The 20,618-nt window shown below is 46.3% G+C and carries 11 protein-coding genes; 1 reads left to right on the forward strand and 10 read right to left on the reverse strand.

Annotated features, from left to right (window positions below):
• Positions 1 to 66: 66 nt before the first annotated feature.
• The 3 genes from ACO6VG_RS22735 to ACO6VG_RS22745 form a co-directional block, all read right to left on the reverse strand.
• The gene (locus tag ACO6VG_RS22735) at positions 67 to 1,872 is read right to left on the reverse strand and encodes an F-box protein (RefSeq protein WP_422475772.1); all 1,806 of its coding nucleotides are present in this window, start codon (positions 1,870 to 1,872) and stop codon (positions 67 to 69) included.
• Positions 1,862 to 3,706, reverse strand: a complete 1,845-nt coding sequence (locus ACO6VG_RS22740; RefSeq protein WP_422475774.1) for an F-box/WD repeat-containing protein — start codon at positions 3,704 to 3,706, stop codon at positions 1,862 to 1,864. Before ACO6VG_RS22740 ends, ACO6VG_RS22735 begins: the two co-directional genes overlap by 11 nt.
• A 180-nt stretch (positions 3,707 to 3,886) precedes the next feature.
• Positions 3,887 to 5,695 carry an F-box/WD repeat-containing protein gene (locus ACO6VG_RS22745; RefSeq protein ID WP_422475776.1) on the reverse strand — a complete coding sequence of 603 codons (1,809 nt, stop codon included), beginning with the start codon at positions 5,693 to 5,695 and terminating at the stop codon, positions 3,887 to 3,889.
• Between the two features lie 161 nt (positions 5,696 to 5,856).
• Between ACO6VG_RS22745 and ACO6VG_RS22750 the strand changes: the two genes are divergently transcribed.
• The gene (locus tag ACO6VG_RS22750) at positions 5,857 to 6,111 is read left to right on the forward strand and encodes a hypothetical protein (protein ID WP_422475778.1); all 255 of its coding nucleotides are present in this window, start codon (positions 5,857 to 5,859) and stop codon (positions 6,109 to 6,111) included.
• A gap of 179 nt (positions 6,112 to 6,290) precedes the next feature.
• Here the strand turns inward: ACO6VG_RS22750 and ACO6VG_RS22755 are convergent, their stop codons facing one another.
• From ACO6VG_RS22755 to ACO6VG_RS22785, 7 genes are all read right to left on the reverse strand, one after another.
• Positions 6,291 to 8,090, reverse strand: a complete 1,800-nt coding sequence (locus ACO6VG_RS22755; protein WP_422475780.1) for an F-box/WD repeat-containing protein — start codon at positions 8,088 to 8,090, stop codon at positions 6,291 to 6,293.
• A gap of 176 nt (positions 8,091 to 8,266) precedes the next feature.
• Complete coding sequence (locus tag ACO6VG_RS22760; RefSeq protein ID WP_422475782.1) at positions 8,267 to 10,066, reverse strand: F-box/WD repeat-containing protein; 1,800 nt, start codon at positions 10,064 to 10,066, stop codon at positions 8,267 to 8,269.
• Positions 10,067 to 10,451: 385 nt separating this feature from the next.
• The gene (locus ACO6VG_RS22765) at positions 10,452 to 12,125 is read right to left on the reverse strand and encodes an F-box/WD repeat-containing protein (RefSeq protein ID WP_422412739.1); all 1,674 of its coding nucleotides are present in this window, start codon (positions 12,123 to 12,125) and stop codon (positions 10,452 to 10,454) included.
• Positions 12,126 to 12,507: 382 nt separating this feature from the next.
• Positions 12,508 to 14,310: an F-box/WD repeat-containing protein gene (locus ACO6VG_RS22770; RefSeq protein ID WP_422475784.1), complete on the reverse strand. Its 1,803-nt coding sequence runs from the start codon at positions 14,308 to 14,310 to the stop codon at positions 12,508 to 12,510.
• A 473-nt stretch (positions 14,311 to 14,783) separates the two neighbouring features.
• A complete protein-coding gene (locus ACO6VG_RS22775) occupies positions 14,784 to 16,586 on the reverse strand; it encodes an F-box/WD repeat-containing protein (protein WP_422475786.1) in 1,803 nt (600 codons plus the stop codon).
• A 178-nt stretch (positions 16,587 to 16,764) separates the two neighbouring features.
• A complete protein-coding gene (locus ACO6VG_RS22780) occupies positions 16,765 to 18,567 on the reverse strand; it encodes an F-box/WD repeat-containing protein (protein WP_422475788.1) in 1,803 nt (600 codons plus the stop codon).
• Between the two features lie 178 nt (positions 18,568 to 18,745).
• A complete protein-coding gene (locus ACO6VG_RS22785) occupies positions 18,746 to 20,551 on the reverse strand; it encodes an F-box/WD repeat-containing protein (RefSeq protein ID WP_422475790.1) in 1,806 nt (601 codons plus the stop codon).
• Positions 20,552 to 20,618: the final 67 nt, after the last annotated feature.

A 20,618-nucleotide genomic window follows, 5' to 3' on the forward strand; every position in this document is an offset into this window, starting at 1 on the left:
TTATCGAAACTTCTGTCTTTCAGACCATGCAGAATGGTCTCTCTTTTATTTGTCACAACAAGGCAGTCAATGATGCATCTGAAGTTTATTAACAATCACGTGTTTGCTAAAGCTCGTCACCACATAGAGGCCATTAGTACTAAAGGTGGCTGATATGATCGGATCATCATGGCAAATGAAGACTTTTTCGACCCATGATCCATCAAGCTCCAGACCATGGATTTTTGCCGTTCCATCTTTACAGGTGGTCAGCAGATAGCGACCATCGGCACTGAAAGTGGCTGGCATGAGCCAATCTTTATGGGAAATGATGGCTTTTTCAGTCCATGATCCATCAGCCTTCCTGCTACAGATTTTCTCCGTGCCATCTTTACTGGAGGTTAACACGTGGCAGCCATCGGGGCTGAAGATGGCTGAGATGACATCGCCATCATGGAAAATAATGAGTTTTTCTTCCCATACCCCACCGCCCTTCTGGCCATAAATTTTTGCCGTGTTATCGTCACTGGCCGTCAGCACATGGTAGCCGTTGGCGCTGAAGGTGGCTGAGGTGACCCAGTGATCGTGGTAAATGGTGGCTTCTTCTTCCCATGAGCCATTGGTCTTCTGACCATAAATTTTCGCTGTACCATCTTTACTGGCGGTCACCACATGGCGACCATCGGAGACGCTGAAGGTGGCTGAGTTGACTCCCCCCTTATGGCAAATAGTGGCTTTTTGCTGCCATGATCCATCGTCCTCCTGGCCGTGGATTTTTGCCTTGTAATCATCATCGACGGTCAACACATGGCGATCATCGGGGCTAAAGATGGCTGACTTGACAAAGCGATTATGGAAAATGGTGGTTTCTTCTTGCCATGATCCATCGGTCTTCTGCCCATAGATTATTGCCGTGCTATCGTAACTGGTGGTCACTACATGGCGGCTATCGGCGCTGAAGGCGGCTGAGATGACCGAGTTATTATGGGAAATGCTGAGTTTTTCTTTCCATGACCCATCGACACCCTGACCATAGACTTTTGCCTTGTTATCCCTGGTAGCGGTCACCAGATAGCAGCTATCCAGGCTGAAGGTGGCTAAGTTGATCCAGGGATCATGGGGAATGGTGGCTTTTTCTTGCCATGATCCATCATCGTCCTGACTATGAATTTTCAACGTATAATCCCAACTGACGGTCACCAGATGACGGCCATCGGCACTGAAGTTCGCCGAGTCGACAAAAAAATCATGAGAAATTTTGGCTTGTTCTACCCAGGTTCCATTGGCCTTCTGACAACAGACTTTTGCCGTTTGATCGACACTGGCGGTCACCAAATGACTGCTATCGGGGCTAAAGGCAGCTGAGTTGACAAAATCACCATGGTAAACAATAACTTCTGTATCAACATTAAACGTTTTACATTGAGACATCAGTCGAGCTTTGGTGAAATAAAACAGAGCAGGAAAATAATCATAACTTCGGTGTTCTATTGTTGATTCGACTAACGCTTCATCCTTCGTAAAAGGTAGCAGCCAATTACGGAGCTGTTCTTTATCCTCTATAGGTAGAATTTTCTTTAGTTGATATTGATGCAGTGAAGAAAACCGGCGATACCATGCCTTTTCCAGTACAGGATCGTTTTTAATGGCAGTGTATGTGTGAGTAGATACCTGTTGTAAACTGACGATATCCCGAAACTCCAGCAAACGCGCAATTTTGACGATTATTTCCTCGGGCAAATCGTGCAATGAAATTGTTTTCTTTATTTCTTTGTCAGGTACAGTGACGGACCTGCCTGCACTGACACCCGATGGTTCTTCTCCCAATGAAGTGCTCACAGTTGGTAGCGAAGGTGAACCGGCTATGTCGGAATGATTAACGTCAGAAAACATATCTGGTTTCTCTTAAGTTTTTAACCCCGATTAAATCATTCCCCCGTAGCCTGTCAATTCGCACCTTGTTATCACTACAGAGGGTCATCACGTGGTGGCCATCGTCGCTAAAGGTGGCCGATCTAATCGAATGATTATGGGAAATGATGACTTTTTCTACCCAGGACATATCAGTCTCCTGACCATAAATTTTTGCCGTTCCATCTTCACCGGTGGTCAACACATGGCGGCCGTCAGCGCTGAAGGTGGCCGAGGTGACCGAAGCTTTATGGAAAATGATGGCTTTCTCAACCCATGAACCGTCAGACTTCCTGCCAGAGATTTTCGCTGTGCCATCTTCACTGGCGGTCACAACATGACGACCATCGGCACTGAAGAGGGCTGAGACGACATCGCTACCATGGGAAAGGGTGGTTTTATGTTCCAATGATTCATCGGCCTCCAGACAATAGATTTTCACTTTGCCATCTCTACTGACCGTCAGCAGATGATCGCCAGCGGGGCTGAAGGTGGCTGAGTTGACTTCGTCATCGTGGGAAATGATGGTTTCTTTCCAAGAGCCGTCGGCCTTTTCATCACAGATTTTCGCTGTATTATCTTCACTGGCAGTCAAAAAATGGCAGCCATCGGCGCTGAAGGTGGCTGAGTTGATACAGTGATTATGGAAAAAGGTAACTTTTTCTTCCCATGATCCATCGGCCATCTGGTCATAGATTTTCACCTTGCTGTCGCAACTAACGATCACCAAACGGCCTTCATCGGCGCTAAAAGTGGCTAAAAGGATCCAGTAATCATGAAAAATAGTCATTTTTTCTTTCCATGCTCCATCGTCTCCCTGGCAAAAAATTTTCGCCGTGTGATCGTAACTGACGGTCATCATAAAACGGCTACCGGGGCTAAAAATGGCAAACTTGACGAATTCATCATGGGAAATGGTGAGTTTTTCTTCCCAGGATCCATCAGCCATCTGGCTAATAATTTTTGCCTTACAGTCGTCACTGGCGGTTACCACATGGAGACCATCAGAGCTAAAGGTGGCTGATGCGATCAAACCATCATGGGTAATGGTGAGTTTATGTTTCCATAGCCCATCGACTCCCTGACCATAGATTTTTGACGTGTTATCCCAACTGACGGTCACGACGTGGCGGCCATCGGGGCTGAAAGTGGCCGCTTTAACCCAATAATTATGAGGAATGATCACTTTTTCTTCCCATGATCCATTGGCCATCTGGCTAAAGATTTTTGCCGTTTTGTCATAACTGGCGGTCACGACATGACGACTATCGGCGCTGAAATTGGCTGATTTCACAGAGTCATCATGTTCAATGATGACTTCAGTATCTACATCAAACGTTTTGCATTGAGACATCAGTCGAGCTTTGGTGAAATAAAACAGTGCAGGAAAATAATCATAACTTCGGTGTTCTATTATTGATTCGACTAACGTTTCATCCTTCGTAAACGGTCGCAGCCAATTACGGAGCTGTTCTTTATCCTCTGCAGGAAGAATTTTCTTTAGTTGATATTGGTGCAGTGAAGAAAACCGGCAATACCATGCCTTTTCCAGTACAGGATCGTTTTTAATGGCAGTGTATGTGTGAGTAGATACCTGTTGTAAACTGACGATATCCCGAAATTCCAACAAACGCGCAATTTTGATGATTATTTCCCCGGGTAAATCGTGCAATGAAGTTGATTTCTTTATTTCTTTGTCAGGCACAGTGACGGACCTGCCTGCACTGACGCCTGAGGGTTCTTCCCCCAATGAAGTGCTCACAGATGGAAGTGAAGGTGAAGCGGCTATGTCGGAATGATTAACTTCAGAATACATCTCTGGTTTCTCTTAAGTCTTCACCCTGCCCCTGATGAGCAAAGATATTCAAAATTGATGAAGTCAATTAGAGTCGGCTTTGAAATAAAAGTTCATAATAGGTTGTTAATTGCTACTAAAAAAAACTTCTGCCTTTCAGTATATTCAGAATGGTGTCCCTTTATTGATCTCAGCAAACAATCAGTTCTTCATCGATAGTTTATAAATTCTCAAATTGTCAAAGAGAAAAGGTGAAACCAAATGGTAGCCATCGGCACTGAGGACAGTTTCGGCCATACCTCTATGGGTAACAACGGCTTTTTCTATCCATGACCCATTAGCCCACTGACCATAAATTTTTGCCGTTCCATCCATACTGGTGGTAATCACAAGGCAGCCATCGACACTAAAGGTGGCTGTTTTGAGTGAAGCTTCATGGGAAATGATGGCCTTTTCGACCCAGGATCCGTCAGTCTTCAGACCATAGATTTTCGCTGTGCCATCTTTACTGGCCGTCACCAGATGGCAGCCATCGGGGCTGAAGTTGGCTGAGAGGACACGGCGACCATGGTTAATAGTGCACTTTTCTTCCCATGAACCATCACTCTTCTGGCCATAGATTTTTGCCGTATGATCTTTGCTTGCGGTCAAAACATGGCGGCCATCGGGGCTAAAGTTGGCTGAGAGGATATGGCGACCATGGTTAATAGTGCACTTTTCTTCCCATGAGCCGTCGCTCTTCTGTCCATAGATTTTTGCCGTATGATCCTTACTTGCGGTCACCACATGGTGGCCATCGTCACTGAATATGGCTGACTTGACCCTGTGATCATGGGAAATGATGGTTTCTTCTTCCCATGAGCCATCAGCCTTTTGACCATAAATTATCGCTGTGCCATCGTCACTGGCAGTCACCAGATGACGGCCATCGGCACTGAAGTTGACTGTGTTGATCCACAGGCTATGGAAAATGGTGAATTTTTCTTCCCATGATCCATCGACTCCCCGACCATAAATTTTTGCTGTGTAATCGTCGTAACTGGTGGTCACCAGATGGCTACTATCGGCACTGAAGATGGCTAAGTCAAAGCAATTATCATGGGAAATAGTGAGTTTTTCTTCCCATGATCCATCATCTCCCTGAACACAGATTTTCACCGTTTGGTCCTTACTGGCAGTCACAAAATGGCGACTATCGGCGCTGAAGTTGGCTGAGTTGAGCCAATCACCATGGGAAATAGTGAGTTTCTTTTCCCATGACCCATCGTCGACCTGACCATAGATTTTTGCCGTTTTATCGAAACTGACGGTCATTGCGTAGCGATCATCAGCGCTGAAGATGGCTGACACGATCTCATCTCTATGGGGAATAATGGCTTTTCTATCCCATGATCCATTGTTATGGTAAATTCTGGCCTTTCCGTCTGCGCACCTCGTTATCAGGTGGCTGCCATCGGCGCTGAAGGTGGCTGAGAACACACCACCCCAAAAACCAGAATGGTTAAGGATCACTTTTGTATCTACATTAAACATCTTGCATTGAGACATCAGTCGAGCTTTGGTGAAATAAAACAGAGCAGGAAAATAATCATAACTTCGGTGTTCTAATATTGATTCGACTAACGTTTCATCCTTCGTAAACGGTCGCAACCAATTTCGGAGCTGTTCTTTATCCTCTACAGGAAGAATGTTCTTTAGTTGGTACTGATGTGGTGAAGAAAACCGGCAATACCATGCCTTTTCCAGTACAGGATCGTTTTTAATGGCAGTGTGTGTGTGAGTAGATACCTGTTGTAAACTGACGATATCCTGAAATTCCAGCAAGCGCGCAATTTTGATGATTATTTCTTCGGGCAAATCGTGCAGTGAAGTTGTTCTCTTTATTTCTTTGTCAGGCACAGTGACGGACCTGCCTGCACTGACACCTGATGATTCTTCTCCCAATGAAGTGCTCATAGTTGTTAGCGAAGGCGAACCGACTATGTCGGAATGATTAACCTCAGAATACATATCTGGTTTCTCCTAAGTTTTCACCCTCCCCCTGATGAGGCTGTCGCAAAACTCTGGTTCCCATGCTTTTAGGCCCTGTGGGTCCCAGCGTGGGAACCCATACCTATCTTGAGCTGCAGAGTCCGCTTTTCAGGGGAGGTATGCATTCCCGCGCAGAGAGGGTGTCGCAAAACTCTCTCCGGCGTGGGAACGCGCTGACTCCCGTCATTGCCGGCTTCATTCTCGTCATTCCCGGCTTCATTCTCGTCATTCCCGGCTTCATTCTCGTCATTCCCGCGAAGGCGGGAATCCACACTGACTCTCCACCAGAACCATACTGCCCAGTGTCCCCCTGGCCTTGTCATCCCCGAGAAGGCAGAGATCCACCGTTGGCGCTGGATTCCCGCCTTCGCGGGAATGACGACTTCAGAGCGTGAGAACGAGCTGTTGAAGTTTTGCGACACCCTCTGATGAGCAAAGATATTCAATATTGATAAAGTGAGTTTGACTCGGATTTGAAATAAAAGTTCATACTATGTTATTGAATGCCAGCAAAGAAATTTCTGCCTTTCAGCACATGCGCAATGGTGTTCCTTTTATTGACCACAGCAAACAATCAATGATTCATCGATAGCTTATAAATTCTATATTTGTCATGGCGAAAGCGCGAAACCAAATGATGGCCATTGGCACTGAGGGCAGTTGATGTGGGAAAACATGTCTGCTCAACAAAGGCTTTTTTTACCCATAATCCGTTAATATCCTGACCATAAATGTTTGCCGTTCTATCTGTACTGCTGGTCACCACAAGGCGACCATCGGCGCTAAAGGTGGCCGACAAGACAATATCCAGATGGGAAATGATGGTTTTTTCAACCCAGGATCCGTCAGTCTTCAGACCATAGATTTTCGCCGTGCGATCGTCACTGGCCGTCACCAAGTGGCGGCTATCGGGGCTGAAGGTGGCTACGTGGATAGAGTCACGATGGGAAATAGTGCGTTTTTCCTCCCATGATCCGTCGTCCGTCTTACTATAGATTTTCGCTCTGGTGAAACTTGCCGTCACTACATGGCGGTCATTGGGGCTGAAAGCGGCTAAGTTGACACAGCAATTAAGAGATATGATGGCTTCTTCTCCCCATAACCCATCGTCCTTCAGACCACAGATTTTCGCAGTGTTATCTTTACTGGCCGTCACCACACGGCGGCCATCGGCACTAAAGGTGGCTGAGTTGACACAGTCATCATGGGAAATGATGGTTTCTTCTTCCCATGAGCCATCGGTCTTTTGACCATAGATTTTCGCTGTGCCATCGTCACTGGCAGTCACCAGATGACGGCCATCGGCACTGAAGTTGACTGTGTTGATCCACAGGCCATGGAAAATGGTGAATTTTTCTTCCCATGATCCATCGACTCCCCGACCATAAATTTTTGCCGTGTAATCGTAACTGGTGGTCGCCAGATGGCTACTATCGGGGCTGAAGTTGGCTAAGTTGACCCAATCATCATGGTAAGTGGTAAGTTTTTCTTCCCATGACCCATTGTCTCCCTGAACACAGATTTTCGCCGTTGCATCGTCACTGGCCGTCACCAGGTAGCTGCTATCGGCGCTGAAGGTGGCTGAGTTGATCCAATCATCATGGGAAATAGTGAGTTTCTCCACCCAAGTCCCATCAACTTGACCATAGATTTTTGCCGTAAAATCCCAACTGAAGGTCATCACATGGCGACCATCGGGGCTGAAGATGGCAGATCTGACGCCCTCTTGATCGGAAATGATGCCTTTTTTTTCCCATGATCCATTGGCACTCTGGCCATAGATAAGCGCAGTTGCGTCCTCACTGGCCGTCACCAGGTGGCTGCCATCGGGGCTGAAGGTGGCTGGTTTCACCTGGCCACTATGAGCAATAACGGCCTCTGTATCGACATTATACTTTTCGTATTGAGACATCAGTCGGGCTTTGGCGAAATGGAAAAGGGCAGGAAAATAAACGGCCTTTCGGTGCTTTATGAGTGATTCAACTAACGCTTGATCTCTCGTAAACGGTCGCAGCCAATTTCGAAGATGTTCTTTATCCTCTACAAGAAGGCTTTTTTTCAATTGATACTGGTGTGGTAAAGAAAACCGGCGATACCATGTCCTTTCCAGAACATGTTCGTTTTTAATAAACCTGTTTAAGTAAGTAGATACCCGCTGCAAACTGACAATATCCCGAAGCTCCAGAAAACGAAAAACTTTGAGGGTTATTTCCTCAGGCAAATCGTGTAATAAAGCTGTTTTCTCTATTTCTTTTTCAGGCACAGCAACGGACCTGCCCGCACTGACTCCCGACGGTTCTTTCGCCAATGAAGTGCTTACAGCTGGTATCGAAGGGGAACCTGCTATGTCGGAATAATTAACATCAGAATACATCTGGTTTCTCTTGGTTGATTATTCCCACCGATTAGCAAGGAATTTCAATATTGATGAAGTCAGTTAGAGTCGGCTTTGAAATAAAAGTTCATAATAGGTTGTTAAGAACCACTAAAGAAATTTCTGCCTTTCAGCACATACGCAATGGTGTCCCTTTTATTGATCACAGCAAACAATCAATGCTTCATCGATAGCTTATAAATCGTCAAAACGTTATGGGAAAAGGGCGAAACCAGATGGTGACCATTGGCGCTGAGGGCAGTTAAATTGGGCAACCCTATTTGGTCAACAACGGCTTTTTCTACCCATAATCCATTAATATCCTGACCATAAATTTTTACCGTTCTGTCTGTACTGGTAGTCACCACAAGGCGGCCATCGGCACTAAAGGTGGCTGATATGACAATACCCAGATGGGAAATGATGGTCTTTTCTACCCAGGTTCCGTCAGTCTTCAGACCATAGATTTTTGCCATGCGATCGTCACTGGCCGTCACCAAATGGCGGCTATCGGGGCTGAAGGTGGCTGAGCGTATAGAGTCACGATGGTAAATAGTGCGTTTTTCTTCCCATGACCCGTCGTCCTTCTTAATACAGATTTTCGCTCTAGTGTAACTTGCCGTCACTACATAGCGGTCATTGGGGCTGAAGGCGGCTAAGTTGACATAGGAATTGTGAGATATGATCGCTTCTTCTCCCCATGACCCATCGTCCTTCAGACCACAGATTTTCGCTGTGTCATCTTTACTGGCCGTCACCACATGGCGGCCATCGGTACTAAAGGTGGCTGAATTGACACAGTCATCATGGGAAATGATGGTTTCTTCTTCCCATGAGCCATCGGTCTTTTGACCATAGATTTTCACTGTGCCATCCTCAGAGGCTGTCACCACACGGCGACTTTCAGCACTGAAGGTGATTGAGTTGATCCGTTGGTCATGAAAAATGGTGATTTTTTTTACCCATGATCCATCGACTTCCTTACCATAGATTCTTGCCGTGTTATCGTGACTGGTGGTCACCAAATGACGGCCATCGGCGCTGAAGGCAGCCAATTTGACCCTATCATCATGGGAAATGGTGAGCTTTTCTTCCCATGTGCCATCGTCTCCCTGAACGCAGATTTTCGCCGATTCATCATTACTGGCGGTCACCAGATGGCTGCTATCGGCGCTGAAGGTGGCTGAGTTGAGCCAATGATCATGGGAAATAGTGAGTTTCTCCACCCAGGTCCCATCGACTTGACCATAGATTTTTGCCGTAAAATCCCAACTGCAGGTCATCACATGGCGACCATCGGGGCTGAAGATGGCAGATCTGACGCCCTCTTGATGGAAAATGATGCCTTTTTTTTCCCATGATCCATTGGCACTCTGGCCATAGATAAGCGCAGTTGCATCGCTACTGGCCGTCACCAGGTGGCTACCATCTGTGCTGAAGGTGGCTGATTTCACCCAGTTATTATGAGCAATAACGGCTTCTGTATCGACATTATACTTTTCGTATTGAGACATCAGTCGGGCTTTGGCGAAATGGAAAAGGGCAGGAAAATAAACGGCCTCTCGGTGTGTTATGAGTGATTCAACTAACGCTTGATCTCTCGTAAACGGTTGCAGCCAATTTCGAAGGTGTTCTTTATCCTCTACAGGAAGGCTTTTTTGCAATTGATATTGGTGTGGTAAAGAAAACCGGCGATACCATGTCCTTTCCAGAACATGTTCGTTTTTAATAAACCTGTTTAAGTGAGTAGATACCTGTTGCAAACTGACAATATCCCGAAGTTCCAAAAAGCGAAAAATTTTGAGGGTTAATTCCTCGGGCAAATCGTGTAATAAAACTGTTTTCTCTATTTCTTTGTCAACAACAGCGACGGACCTGCCTGCACCGACAGCCGATGGTTCTTGCGCCAATGAAGTGCTTACAGCTGGTAGCGAAGGTGAACCGGCTATGTCGGAATGATTAACGTCAGAATACATATCTGGTTTCTCTTAAGTCTTCCCCCCCCCCGATGAGCAAAGACATTCAAAATGAATGAAGTCTGTTAAGTACTCAACCATACGGAATCGAATATTTCTGGCTTATTGGGCAGGTGCTCTGCAAGGCGCAACGACGGGAACATAGCAAGCTATGTGACCAGAGTTGCAACGCATCACGACTGCATGGATGCAGGAGCTCGAGCAACGCAGGAGCAGTTGCCGCGAGTGCCTGAACAATAAGTCAGAAAATATGATTTCGTATGGTTGAGTACTTAGAGTCGGCTTTGAAATAAAAGTTCATAATAGGTTGTAAAGTGCCACTAAAGAAATTTCTGCCTTTCAGCACATGCGCAATGGCGTTCCTTTTATTGATCACAGCAAACAATCAATGCTTCATCGATAGCTTATAAATCATCAAAATGTTATGGAGAGAGGGCAAAACCAAATGGTGGCCATTGCCACTGAGGGCGGTTGATTTGGCCAAACTTCTATGGGCAACAACGGCTTTTTCTACCCATAATCCATTAATATACTGACCATAAATTTTTGCCGTACGATCCCAACTGGCGGTCATCAAAAGCTGGCCATCGGCGCTAAAAATGGCTGATGTGACAACACCCAGATGGGAAATGATGGTCTTTTCGACCCAGGATCCGTCAGTCTTCAGACCATAGATTTTCGCCATGCCATCGTCACTGGCCGTCACCAAATGGCGGCTATCGGGGCTGAAGGTGGCTGAGCTGACGTAGTCATCATGGGAAATAGTGCGTTTTTCTTCCCATGATCCGTCGTCTTTCTTACTGTTGATTTTCGCCGTGTAATCGTAACTTGTCGTCACCACATGGCTGCCATTGGGGCTTAAGGCAGCTGAGCTGATATAGCTCCTATGGGAAATGACAGCTTCTTCTCCCCATGATCCATCGTCCTTCAGACCGTAGATTTTCGCTGTGTTATCTTCACTGGCCGTTACCAAATGGCGGCCATCGGCACTAAAGGCAGCTGAGTTGACCTTATGATCATGAGAAATGACGGTTTCCTCTTCCCATGAACCATCGGTCTTTTGACCATAGATTTTCACTGTGCCATCGTTGGAGGCTGTCACCACACGGCGACTATTGGCACTGAAGGTGACTGAGTTGATCCGTTGGTGATGAAAAATGGTGATTTTTTTTACCCATGATCCATCGACTTCCTGACCATAGATTCTTGCTGTGTTATTGACACTGGCGGTCACCAAATGGCTGGCATCGGCGCTGAAGGCGGCAAAGTGGACCCGGGCATCATGGACAATGGTGAGTTTTTCTTCCCATGACCCATCGTCTCCCTGAACACAGATTTTCGCCGTGTTATCCTTACTGGCGGTCACCAGTTGGCGGCCATCAACACTAAAGAGGGCTGATTTGACAACATCGTCATGGGAAATGACGCCTTTTTTTTCCCATGTTCCATCAGTCCTCTGGCCATAGATTATCGCCGTTGCGTCGTCACTGGCCGTCACCAGGTGCCTACCATCGGCGCTGAAGGTGGCTGAGTTCACCTTATCGTCATGAGCAATAACGGCCTCTATATCGACATTATACGTTTCGTATTGAGACATCAGTCGGGCTTTGGCGAAATGGAAAAGGGCAGGAAAATAAACGGCCTCTCGGTGTGTTATGAGTGATTCAACTAACGCCTGATCTCTCGTAAACGGTCGCAGCCAATTTCGAAGATGTTCTTTATCCTCTACAGGAAGGCTTTTTTTCAATTGATATTGATGTGATAAAGAAAACCGGCCATACCATGTCCTTTCCAGAACATGTTCGTTTTTAATAAACCTGTTTAAGTGAGTAGATACCTGTTGCAAACTGACAATATCCCGAAGTTCCAAAAAGCGAAAAATTTTGAGGGTTAATTCCTCGGGCAAATCGTGTAATAAAACTGTTTTCTCTATTTCTTTGTCAACAACAGCGACGGACCTGCCCGCACCGACAGCCGATGGTTCTTGCGCCAATGAAGTGCTTACAGCTGGTAGCGAAGGTGAACCGGCTATGTCGGAATGATTAATGTCAGAATACATATCTGGTATCTCTTAAGCCTTCACCCCCCGATGAGTAAAGGCATTCAAAATTGATGAAGTCTGTTAAGTACTCAACCATACGGAATCGAATATTTCTGGCTTATTGGGCAGGTGCTCTGCAAGGCGCAACGACGGGAACATAGCAAGCTATGTGACCAGAGTTGCAACGCAGCACGACTGCATGGATGCAGGAGCTAGAGCAACGCAGGAGCAGTTGCCGCGAGTGCCTGAACAATGAGTCAGAAAATATGATTTCGTATGGTTGAGTACTTAGAGTCAGCTTTGAAATAAGAGTTCATAATAGGTTGTAAAGTGCCACTAAAGAAATTTCTGCTTTTCAGCACACCCGCAATGGCGTCCCTTTATTGATCACAGCAAACAATCAATCCTTCATCGATAGCTTATAAATCGTCAAAATATTATCGGGAAAAGGCGAAACCAGATGGTGGCCATTGGCGCTGAGGGCAGTTGATTCAGCCGTACCTTCATGGGTAACAACGGCTTTTTCTACCCATAATCCATTGGTCATCTGGCCATAAATTTTTGCCGTTCCATCTTTACTGGTGGTCACCACCAGGCGACCATCGGCGCTGAAGATGGCTGTTTTGAGTGAAGCCTCATGGGAAATGATGGCATTCTCTACCCAGGATCCGTCAGCCTTCAGACCATAGATTTTCGCTTTGCCATCAAAACCGGCGGTCACCAGGTGACGGTCATCGGGGCTGAAGGTGGCTGAGATGACACGGTGACCGTGGTAAATGGTGCGTTTTTCTTCCCATGATCCGTCGTCCTTCTTACCATAGATTTTCGCCGTGTCATCATAACTTGTCGTCACCACATGGCTGCCATTGGGGCTGAATACGGCTGAATCGACATTGCGATTATGGGAAATGATGGCTTCTTCTCCCCATGATCCATCGTCCTTCAGACTACAGATTTTCGCCGTTTTATCGATACTGGCCGTAACCAAATGGCGGCTATCGGCACTGAAGTTAGCTGAGTTGACATGGTAATCATGGGAAATAATGGTTTCTTCTTCCCATGAGCCATCGTTCTTTTGACCATAGATTTTCGCTGTGCCATCGGAAGAGGTCGACGCCACACGGCGGCCATCAGCGCTGAAGGTGACTGATTGGATCAGTCGGTCATGGGAAATGGTGATTTTTTTTACCCATGATCCATCAACTTCCTGACCATAGATTCTTGCTGTGTGATCGTAGCTGGCGGTCACCAAATGACGACTATCGGCACTGAAGACGGCAAATTCGACCCAGCCATCATGGAAAATGGTGAGTTTTTCTTCCCATGACCCATCGTCTCCCTGAGCACAGATTTTCGCCGTGTTATCCGTACTGGCGGTCACCAGATAGCGGCTATCAACACTGAAGGTGACTGAGAAGAAACTGCCATCATGGAAAATGCTCAGTTTCTCTGCCCATGATCCATCGACCTGACCATAGATTTTTGCCGTTCCAACGACACTTTCAGTCACCACATGGCGGCCATCGGCACTAAAGAGGGCTGATACGATATCGCGGTTATGGGAAATGATGGTTTCTTCTTCCCATGATCCATTGGCCTTCTGGCCGTAGATTATCGCCGTTGCATCGTCACTGGCCGTCACCAGGTGGCTACCATCAGCGCTGAAGGTGGCTGAGTTCACCTTGTCTTGATGAACAATAACGGCTTCTGCATCGACATTATACTTTTCACATTGAGACATAAGTCGGGCTTTGGCGAAATGAAAGAGAGCAGGAAAATAAACGGCCTTTCGGTGTTTTATGAGTGATTCGACTAACGCTTGATCCTTCGTAAACGGTCGCAGCCAATTTTGGAGCTGTTCTTTATCCTCTACAGGAAGGCTTTTCTTCAATTGATATTGGTGAGGTAAAGAAAACCGGCGATACCATGTCTTTTCCAGAACATATTCGTTTTTAATAAACCTGTTTAAGTGTGCAGAGACCTGTTGCAAACTGATGATATCGCGAAGCTCCAAAAAGCGAAAAATTTTTAGGGTTAATTCCTCGGGCAAATCGTGTAATAAAGGGGTTTTCTCTATTTCTTTTTCAGTCACAGCGACGGATCTGCCCGCACTGACACCCGATGGTTCTTCCTCCGATGAAATGCTCACAGGTGGTAGCGAAGGTGAACCGGCTATGTCGGAATGATTAACGTCAGAATACATATCTGTTTTCTCTTAAGTCTTCACCTCTCCGATGAGCAAAGACATTCAAAATTGATGAAGTCAGTTAATACCAATCGAACTTTCTAACTCCCTATTGCGCTGAAGATTTGAGCCTTAATCCTGCGTTGCCGATCGTCGCCTTGTCTTAGTGCTCAAATCTCCATGCTCATCACGGGAGTTAGAAAGCACGATTGGTATAAGTACCTGGCCAGTTGGTTTCGCATATTCTGGCGAGTGGATTTTTTCATCCTTCAAGGCGCAACGACGGGCGCGTAGCGATAGCTACGCAACCAGAATTGGAACGCAGAAGGATGGAAAAAGCCGCCGTCCAGAATATGCGAAACCAACTCGTTAGGTACTTAGAGTCGGCTTTGAAATAAAAGTTCACAGTATGTTGTTAGATGCCACTAAAAGAAATTTCTGCCTTTCAGCACATGCGCAATGGCATCCCTTTTATAGATCACAGCAAACAATCAATGATTCATCGATAGCTTATAAATTCTCAATTTATTATGGCGAAAGGGCGAAACCAGATGGTGGCCATTGGCGCTGAGGGCAGTTGATTCAGCCGTACCTTCATGGGTAACAACGGCTTTTTCTACCCATAATCCATTGGTCATCTGGCCATAAATTTTTGCCGTCCCATCTTTACTGGTGGTCACCACCAGGCGACCATCGGCACTGAAGATGGCTGTTTTGAGTGAAGCCTCATGGGAAATGATGGCATTCTCTACCCAGGATCCGTCAGCCTTCAGACCATAGATTTTCGCTTTGCCATCAAAACCGGCGGTCACCAGGTGACGGTCATCGGGGCTGAAGGTGGCTGAGATGACACCGTGACCGTGGTAAATGGTGCGCTTTTCTTCCCATGATCCGTCGTCCTTCTTACCATAGATTTTCGCCGTGTCATCATAACTTGTTGTCACCACATGGCTGCCATTGGGGCTGAATACGGCTGAATCGACATTGCGATTATGGGAAATGCTGGCTTCTTCTCCCCATGATCCATCGTCCTTCAGACCATAGATTTTCGCCGTGTTATCCTCACTGGCCGTTACCAAATGGCGACTATCAGCACCAAAGGTAGCTGAGTTGACCCTGTCATCATGGGAAATGATGATTTCTTCTTCCCATGAGCCATCGTTCTTTTGACCATAGATTTTCGCTGTGCCATCGGTAGAGGTCGTCACCACACGGCGACCATCAGCGCTGAAGGTGACTGATTGGATCAGTCGGTCATGGGAAATGGTGATTTTTTTTACCCATGATCCATCAACTTCCTGACCATAGATTCTTGCTGTGTGATCGTAGCTGGCGGTCAACAAATGACGACTATCGGCACTGAAGATGGCAAATTCGACCCAGCCATCATGGAAAATGGTGAGTTTTTCTTCCCATGACCCATCGTCTCCCTGAGCACAGATTTTCGCCGTGTTATCCGAACTGGCGGTCACCAGATGGCGGTTATCGGCACTGAAGGTGACTGAGGAGAAACTGCCATCATGGAAAATGCTCAGTTTCTCTGCCCATGATCCCTCGACCTGACCATGGATTTTTGCCGTTCCAACGACACTTTCGGTCACCACATGGCGGCCATCGGCACTAAAGAGGGCTGATACGATATCGCGGTTATGGGAAATGATGGTTTCTTCTTCCCATGAACCATTGGCCCTCTGGCCGTAGATTATCGCTGTTGCATCGTCACTGGCCGTCACCAGGTGGCTACCATCAGCGCTGAAGGTCGCTGTGTTCACATTGTCTTGATGAACAATAACGGCTTCTGCATCGACATTATACTTTTCGCATTGAGACATAAGTCGGGCTTTGGCGAAATGAAAGAGAGCAGGAAAATAAACGGCCTTTCGCTGTTTTATGAGTGATTCGACTAACGCTTGATCCTTCGTAAACGGTAGCAGCCAATTTCGGAGCTGTTCTTTATCCTCTACAGGAAGGCTTTTCTTCAATTGATATTGGTGAGGTAAAGAAAACCGGCGATACCATGTCTTTTCCAGAACATGTTCGTTTTTAATAAACCTGTTTAAGTGTGTAGACACCTGTTGCAAACTGACAATATCCCGAAGCTTCAAAAAGCGAAAAATTTTGAGGGTTAATTCCTCGGGCAAATCGTGCAATAAAGCGGTTTTCTCTATTTCTTTTTCAGGCACAGCGACGGATATGCCCGCACTGACACCCGATGGTTCTTCCTCCAATGAAATGCTCACAGGTGGTAGCGAAGGTGAACCGGCTATGTCGGAATGATTAACGTCAGAATACATATCTGTTTTCTCTTAAGTCTTCACCTCTCCGATGAGCAAAGACATTCAAAATTGATGAAGTCAGTTAGAGTCGGCTTTGAAATAAAAATTCACAGTATGTTGTTAGATGCCACTAAAAGAAATTTCTGCCTTTCAGCACATGCGCAATGGCATCCCTTTTATAGATCACAGCAAACAATCAATGATTCATCGATAGCTTATAAATTCTCAATTTATTATGGCGAAAGGGCGAAACCATATGATGGCCATTGGCACTGAGGGCAGTTGATTTGGCCAAACCTCTATGGGCAACAACGGCTTTTTCTACCCATAATCCATCGGTCATCTGGCCATAAATTTTTGCCGTTTCATCTGTACTGGTGGTCACCACATGGCGGCCATCGGCGCCAAAGGTGGCTGAAATGACAACATCCAGATGAAAAATAATGGCCTTTTCAACCCAGGATCCGTCAGTCTTCAGACCATAGATTCTCGCCATGCCATCGTGACTGGCGGTCACCAAATGGCGGCTATCGGGGCTGAAGGTGGCTGAGCGGACATAGTGATCATGGGAAATAGTGCGTTTTTCTTCCCATGATTCGTCATCCTTCTTACTAAAGATTTTCGCCGTTTTATCGAAACTTGTCGTCACCACATGGCTGCCATTGGGGCTGAAAGCGGCTGAGTTGACATAGCTATTATGGGAAATGATGGCTTCCTCTCCCCATGATCCATCGTCCTTCAGACCAAAGATTTTCGCCGTGTTATCCACACAGGCCATAACCAAATGGCGTTCATCGGCACTGAAGTTAGCTGAGTTGACAAGGCAATCATGGGAAATGATGGTTTCTTCTTCCCATAAGCCATCGTCCTTTTGACCATGGATTTTCGCTTTGCCATCGTCAGAGGCTGTCACCAAACGGTGACTATCGACGCTGAAGGTGGCTGATTGGATCAGTCGGTCATGGGAAATGGTGATTTTTTTTACCCACGATCCATCAGCTTCCTGACCATAGATTCCTGCTGTGTTATCGTGACTGGCGATCACCAAATGACGACTATCGGCGCTGAAGGTGACAAAGTGGACCCGGGTATCATGGGAAATGGTGAGTCTTTCTTCCCATGCCCAATCGTCTCCCTGAACACAGATTTTCGCCGTGTTATCCTCACTGACGGTCACCAAATGACGGCCATCGGCACTGAAGGTGACTGAGGAGAAACTGCCATCATGGAAAATGCCAAGTTTCTCTGTCCATGTCCCATCGATTTGACTATGGATTTTTGCCGCACAATCCCAGCTGACGGTTATCACATGGCGGCCATCGGCACTGAAGATGGCAAATCCGACACCGTCTTGATGATAAATGACGCCTTTTTTTGCCCATGATCCATTGGCCCTCTGACCATAGATTTTCGCCGTTGCATCGTTACTGGCCGTCACCAGTTGGCTACCATCGGCGCTGAAGGTGGCTGAATTCACCCTGTCTTTATGAGCAATGACGGCCTCTGTATCGACATTATACTTTTCGCATTGAGACATCAGTCGGGCTTTGGTGAAATGGAAAAGGGCAGGAAAGTAAACAGCCTCTCGGTGTGTTATAAGTGATTCGACTAACGCTTGATCTCTCGTAAACGGTCGCAGCCAATTTCGGAGCAGTTCTTTATTCTCTAAAGGAAGGCTTTTTTTCAATTGATATTGGTGTGATAAAGAAAACCGGCGATACCATGTCTTTTCCAGAACATGTTCGTTTTTAATAAACCTGTTTAAGTGTGTAGATACCTGTTGCAAACTGACAATATCCCGAAGCTTTAAAAAGCGAAAAATTTTGAGGGTTAATTCCTCGGGCAAATCGTGTAATAAAGCTGTTTTCTCTGTTTCTTTTTCAGGCACAGTGACGGACCTGCCCGCATTGACACCCGGTGGTTCTTTCCCTGGTGAAGTGCTTACAGGTGATAGCGAAGGTGTACCGGCCATGTCGGAATGATTAACGTCAGAATACATATCTGTTTTCTCTTAAGTTTTCACACTTCCCGGTTAGTAAAGACATTCAAAATTGATGAAAACGATTAGAGTCGGCTTTGAAATAAAAGTTCATAATAGGTTGTTAATTACCACCAAAGAAATTTCTGCCTTTCAGCACATGCGCAATGGTGTCCCTTTTATTGATCACAGCAAACAATCAATGATTCATCGATAGCTTATAAATTCTCAATTCGCCAAGGTGAAAGGGCGAAGCCAAATGGTGGCCATTGGTACTGAGGGCAGTTGATTTGACAGAACCTAAATAGGTAACAACGGCTTTTTCTACCCATGAACCATTAGCCCAATGACCATAAATTTTTGCCGTTCCATCCAGACTGGTGGTCAAAACAAGGCCGCCATCAGCACTGAAAGTAGCTGTTTTGAGTGAACCTACATGGGAAATAACGGCCTTTTTGACCCAGGATCCGTCAGTCTTCAGACCATAGATTTTCGCCATGCCATCGCTACAGGCGGTCACCACATGACGGTTATCGGGGCTGAAGGTGGCTGACCTGATACCGTATTCATGGGAAATGGTGCGTTTTTCTTCCCATAATCCGTCGTCCTTCATACTAAAGATTTTCGCCGTTTCATCGCTACTTGCTGTCACCACATGACGGCCATCGGAGCTGAAGGTGGCTGAGCCAACATTGCCCTTATGGGAAATGACAGTTTCTTCTCCCCAGGATCCATCGTCCTTCAGACCAAAGATTTTCGCCGTGTTATCCTCACTGGCCGTTACCAAATGGCGGCTATCAGCACTAAAGGTAGCTGAGTTGACCCATTGATCATGGGAAATGATGGATTCTTCTTCCCAAGAGCCATCGATCTTTTGACCAAAGATTTTCGCTGTGTGATCGTTAGAGGCCGTCACCACACAGCTACTATCAGCGCTAAAGGCGGCTGATCTGATCAAACAATTATGGGAGATGGTGACTTTTTCTTCCCATGATCCATCGTCCCGCAGGCAGAAGATTTTTGCTGTGTTGTCGTAACTGGCAGTCACCAAATAACGACTATCGTCGCTGAAGGTGGCCAGGTGGACCCAAGCACCATGGCAAATGGTGAGTTTTTCTTCCCATGACCCATCGTCTTCCAGCGCAAAGATTTTCGCCGTTTTATCCTTACTGGCGGTCACCAAATGGCAGCCATCAACACTGAAGATAATTGAAGTAACATCGTTATCATGGGAAATGGTGAGCATCTCTTCCCACGTCCCGTCGACTTGACCATAAATTTTTGCTGTGTGATCCCAACTGGCGGTCACCACATGGCGGCCATCGGCACTGAAGATGGCAGATCTGACACCACCCTGATGAGAAATGACGCCTTTTTTTGCCCATGTTCCATCAGTCCCCTGGCCATAGATTATCGCCGTTGCATCCTCACTGGCCGTCACCAGGTGGCTACCATCGGGGCTGAAGGTGGCTGAGTTCACCCTGCCTTCATGAGCAATAACGGCCTCTGTATCGACATTATATTTTTCGTATTGAGACATCAGTCGGGCTTTTGCGAAATGAAACAGGGCAGGAAAATAAACGGCCTTTCGGTGTTTTATGAGTGATTCAATTAACGCTTGATCCTTCGTAAACGGTCGCAGCCAATTTCGGAGCTGTTCTTTATCCTTTACAGGAAGGCTTTTTTTCAATTGATATTGATGTGATAAAGAAAACCGGCGATACCATGTCTTTTCCAGAACATGTTCGCTTTTAATAAACCTGTTTAAGTGTTTAGATACCCGCTGCAAACTGACAATATCCCGAAGTTCCAAAAAGCGAAAAATTTTGAGGGTTAATTCCTCGGGCAAATCGTGCAATAAAGCGGTTTTCTCCATTTCTTTTTCAGGCACAGCAACGGACCTGCCACCCGCACTGACACCCGTTAGTTCTTTCGCCAATGAAGTGCTTACATCTGGTAGCAAAGGTGAACCGGCTATGTCGGAATGATTAACCTCAGAATACATATCTGGTTTCTCCTGATTGACTATCCCCCCCCGATTAACAAAGAATTTCAAAATTGATGAAGTCAAT

Source organism: Endozoicomonas sp. ALB032 (assembly GCF_049310125.1).
Lineage (GTDB): Bacteria > Pseudomonadota > Gammaproteobacteria > Pseudomonadales > Endozoicomonadaceae > Endozoicomonas_A.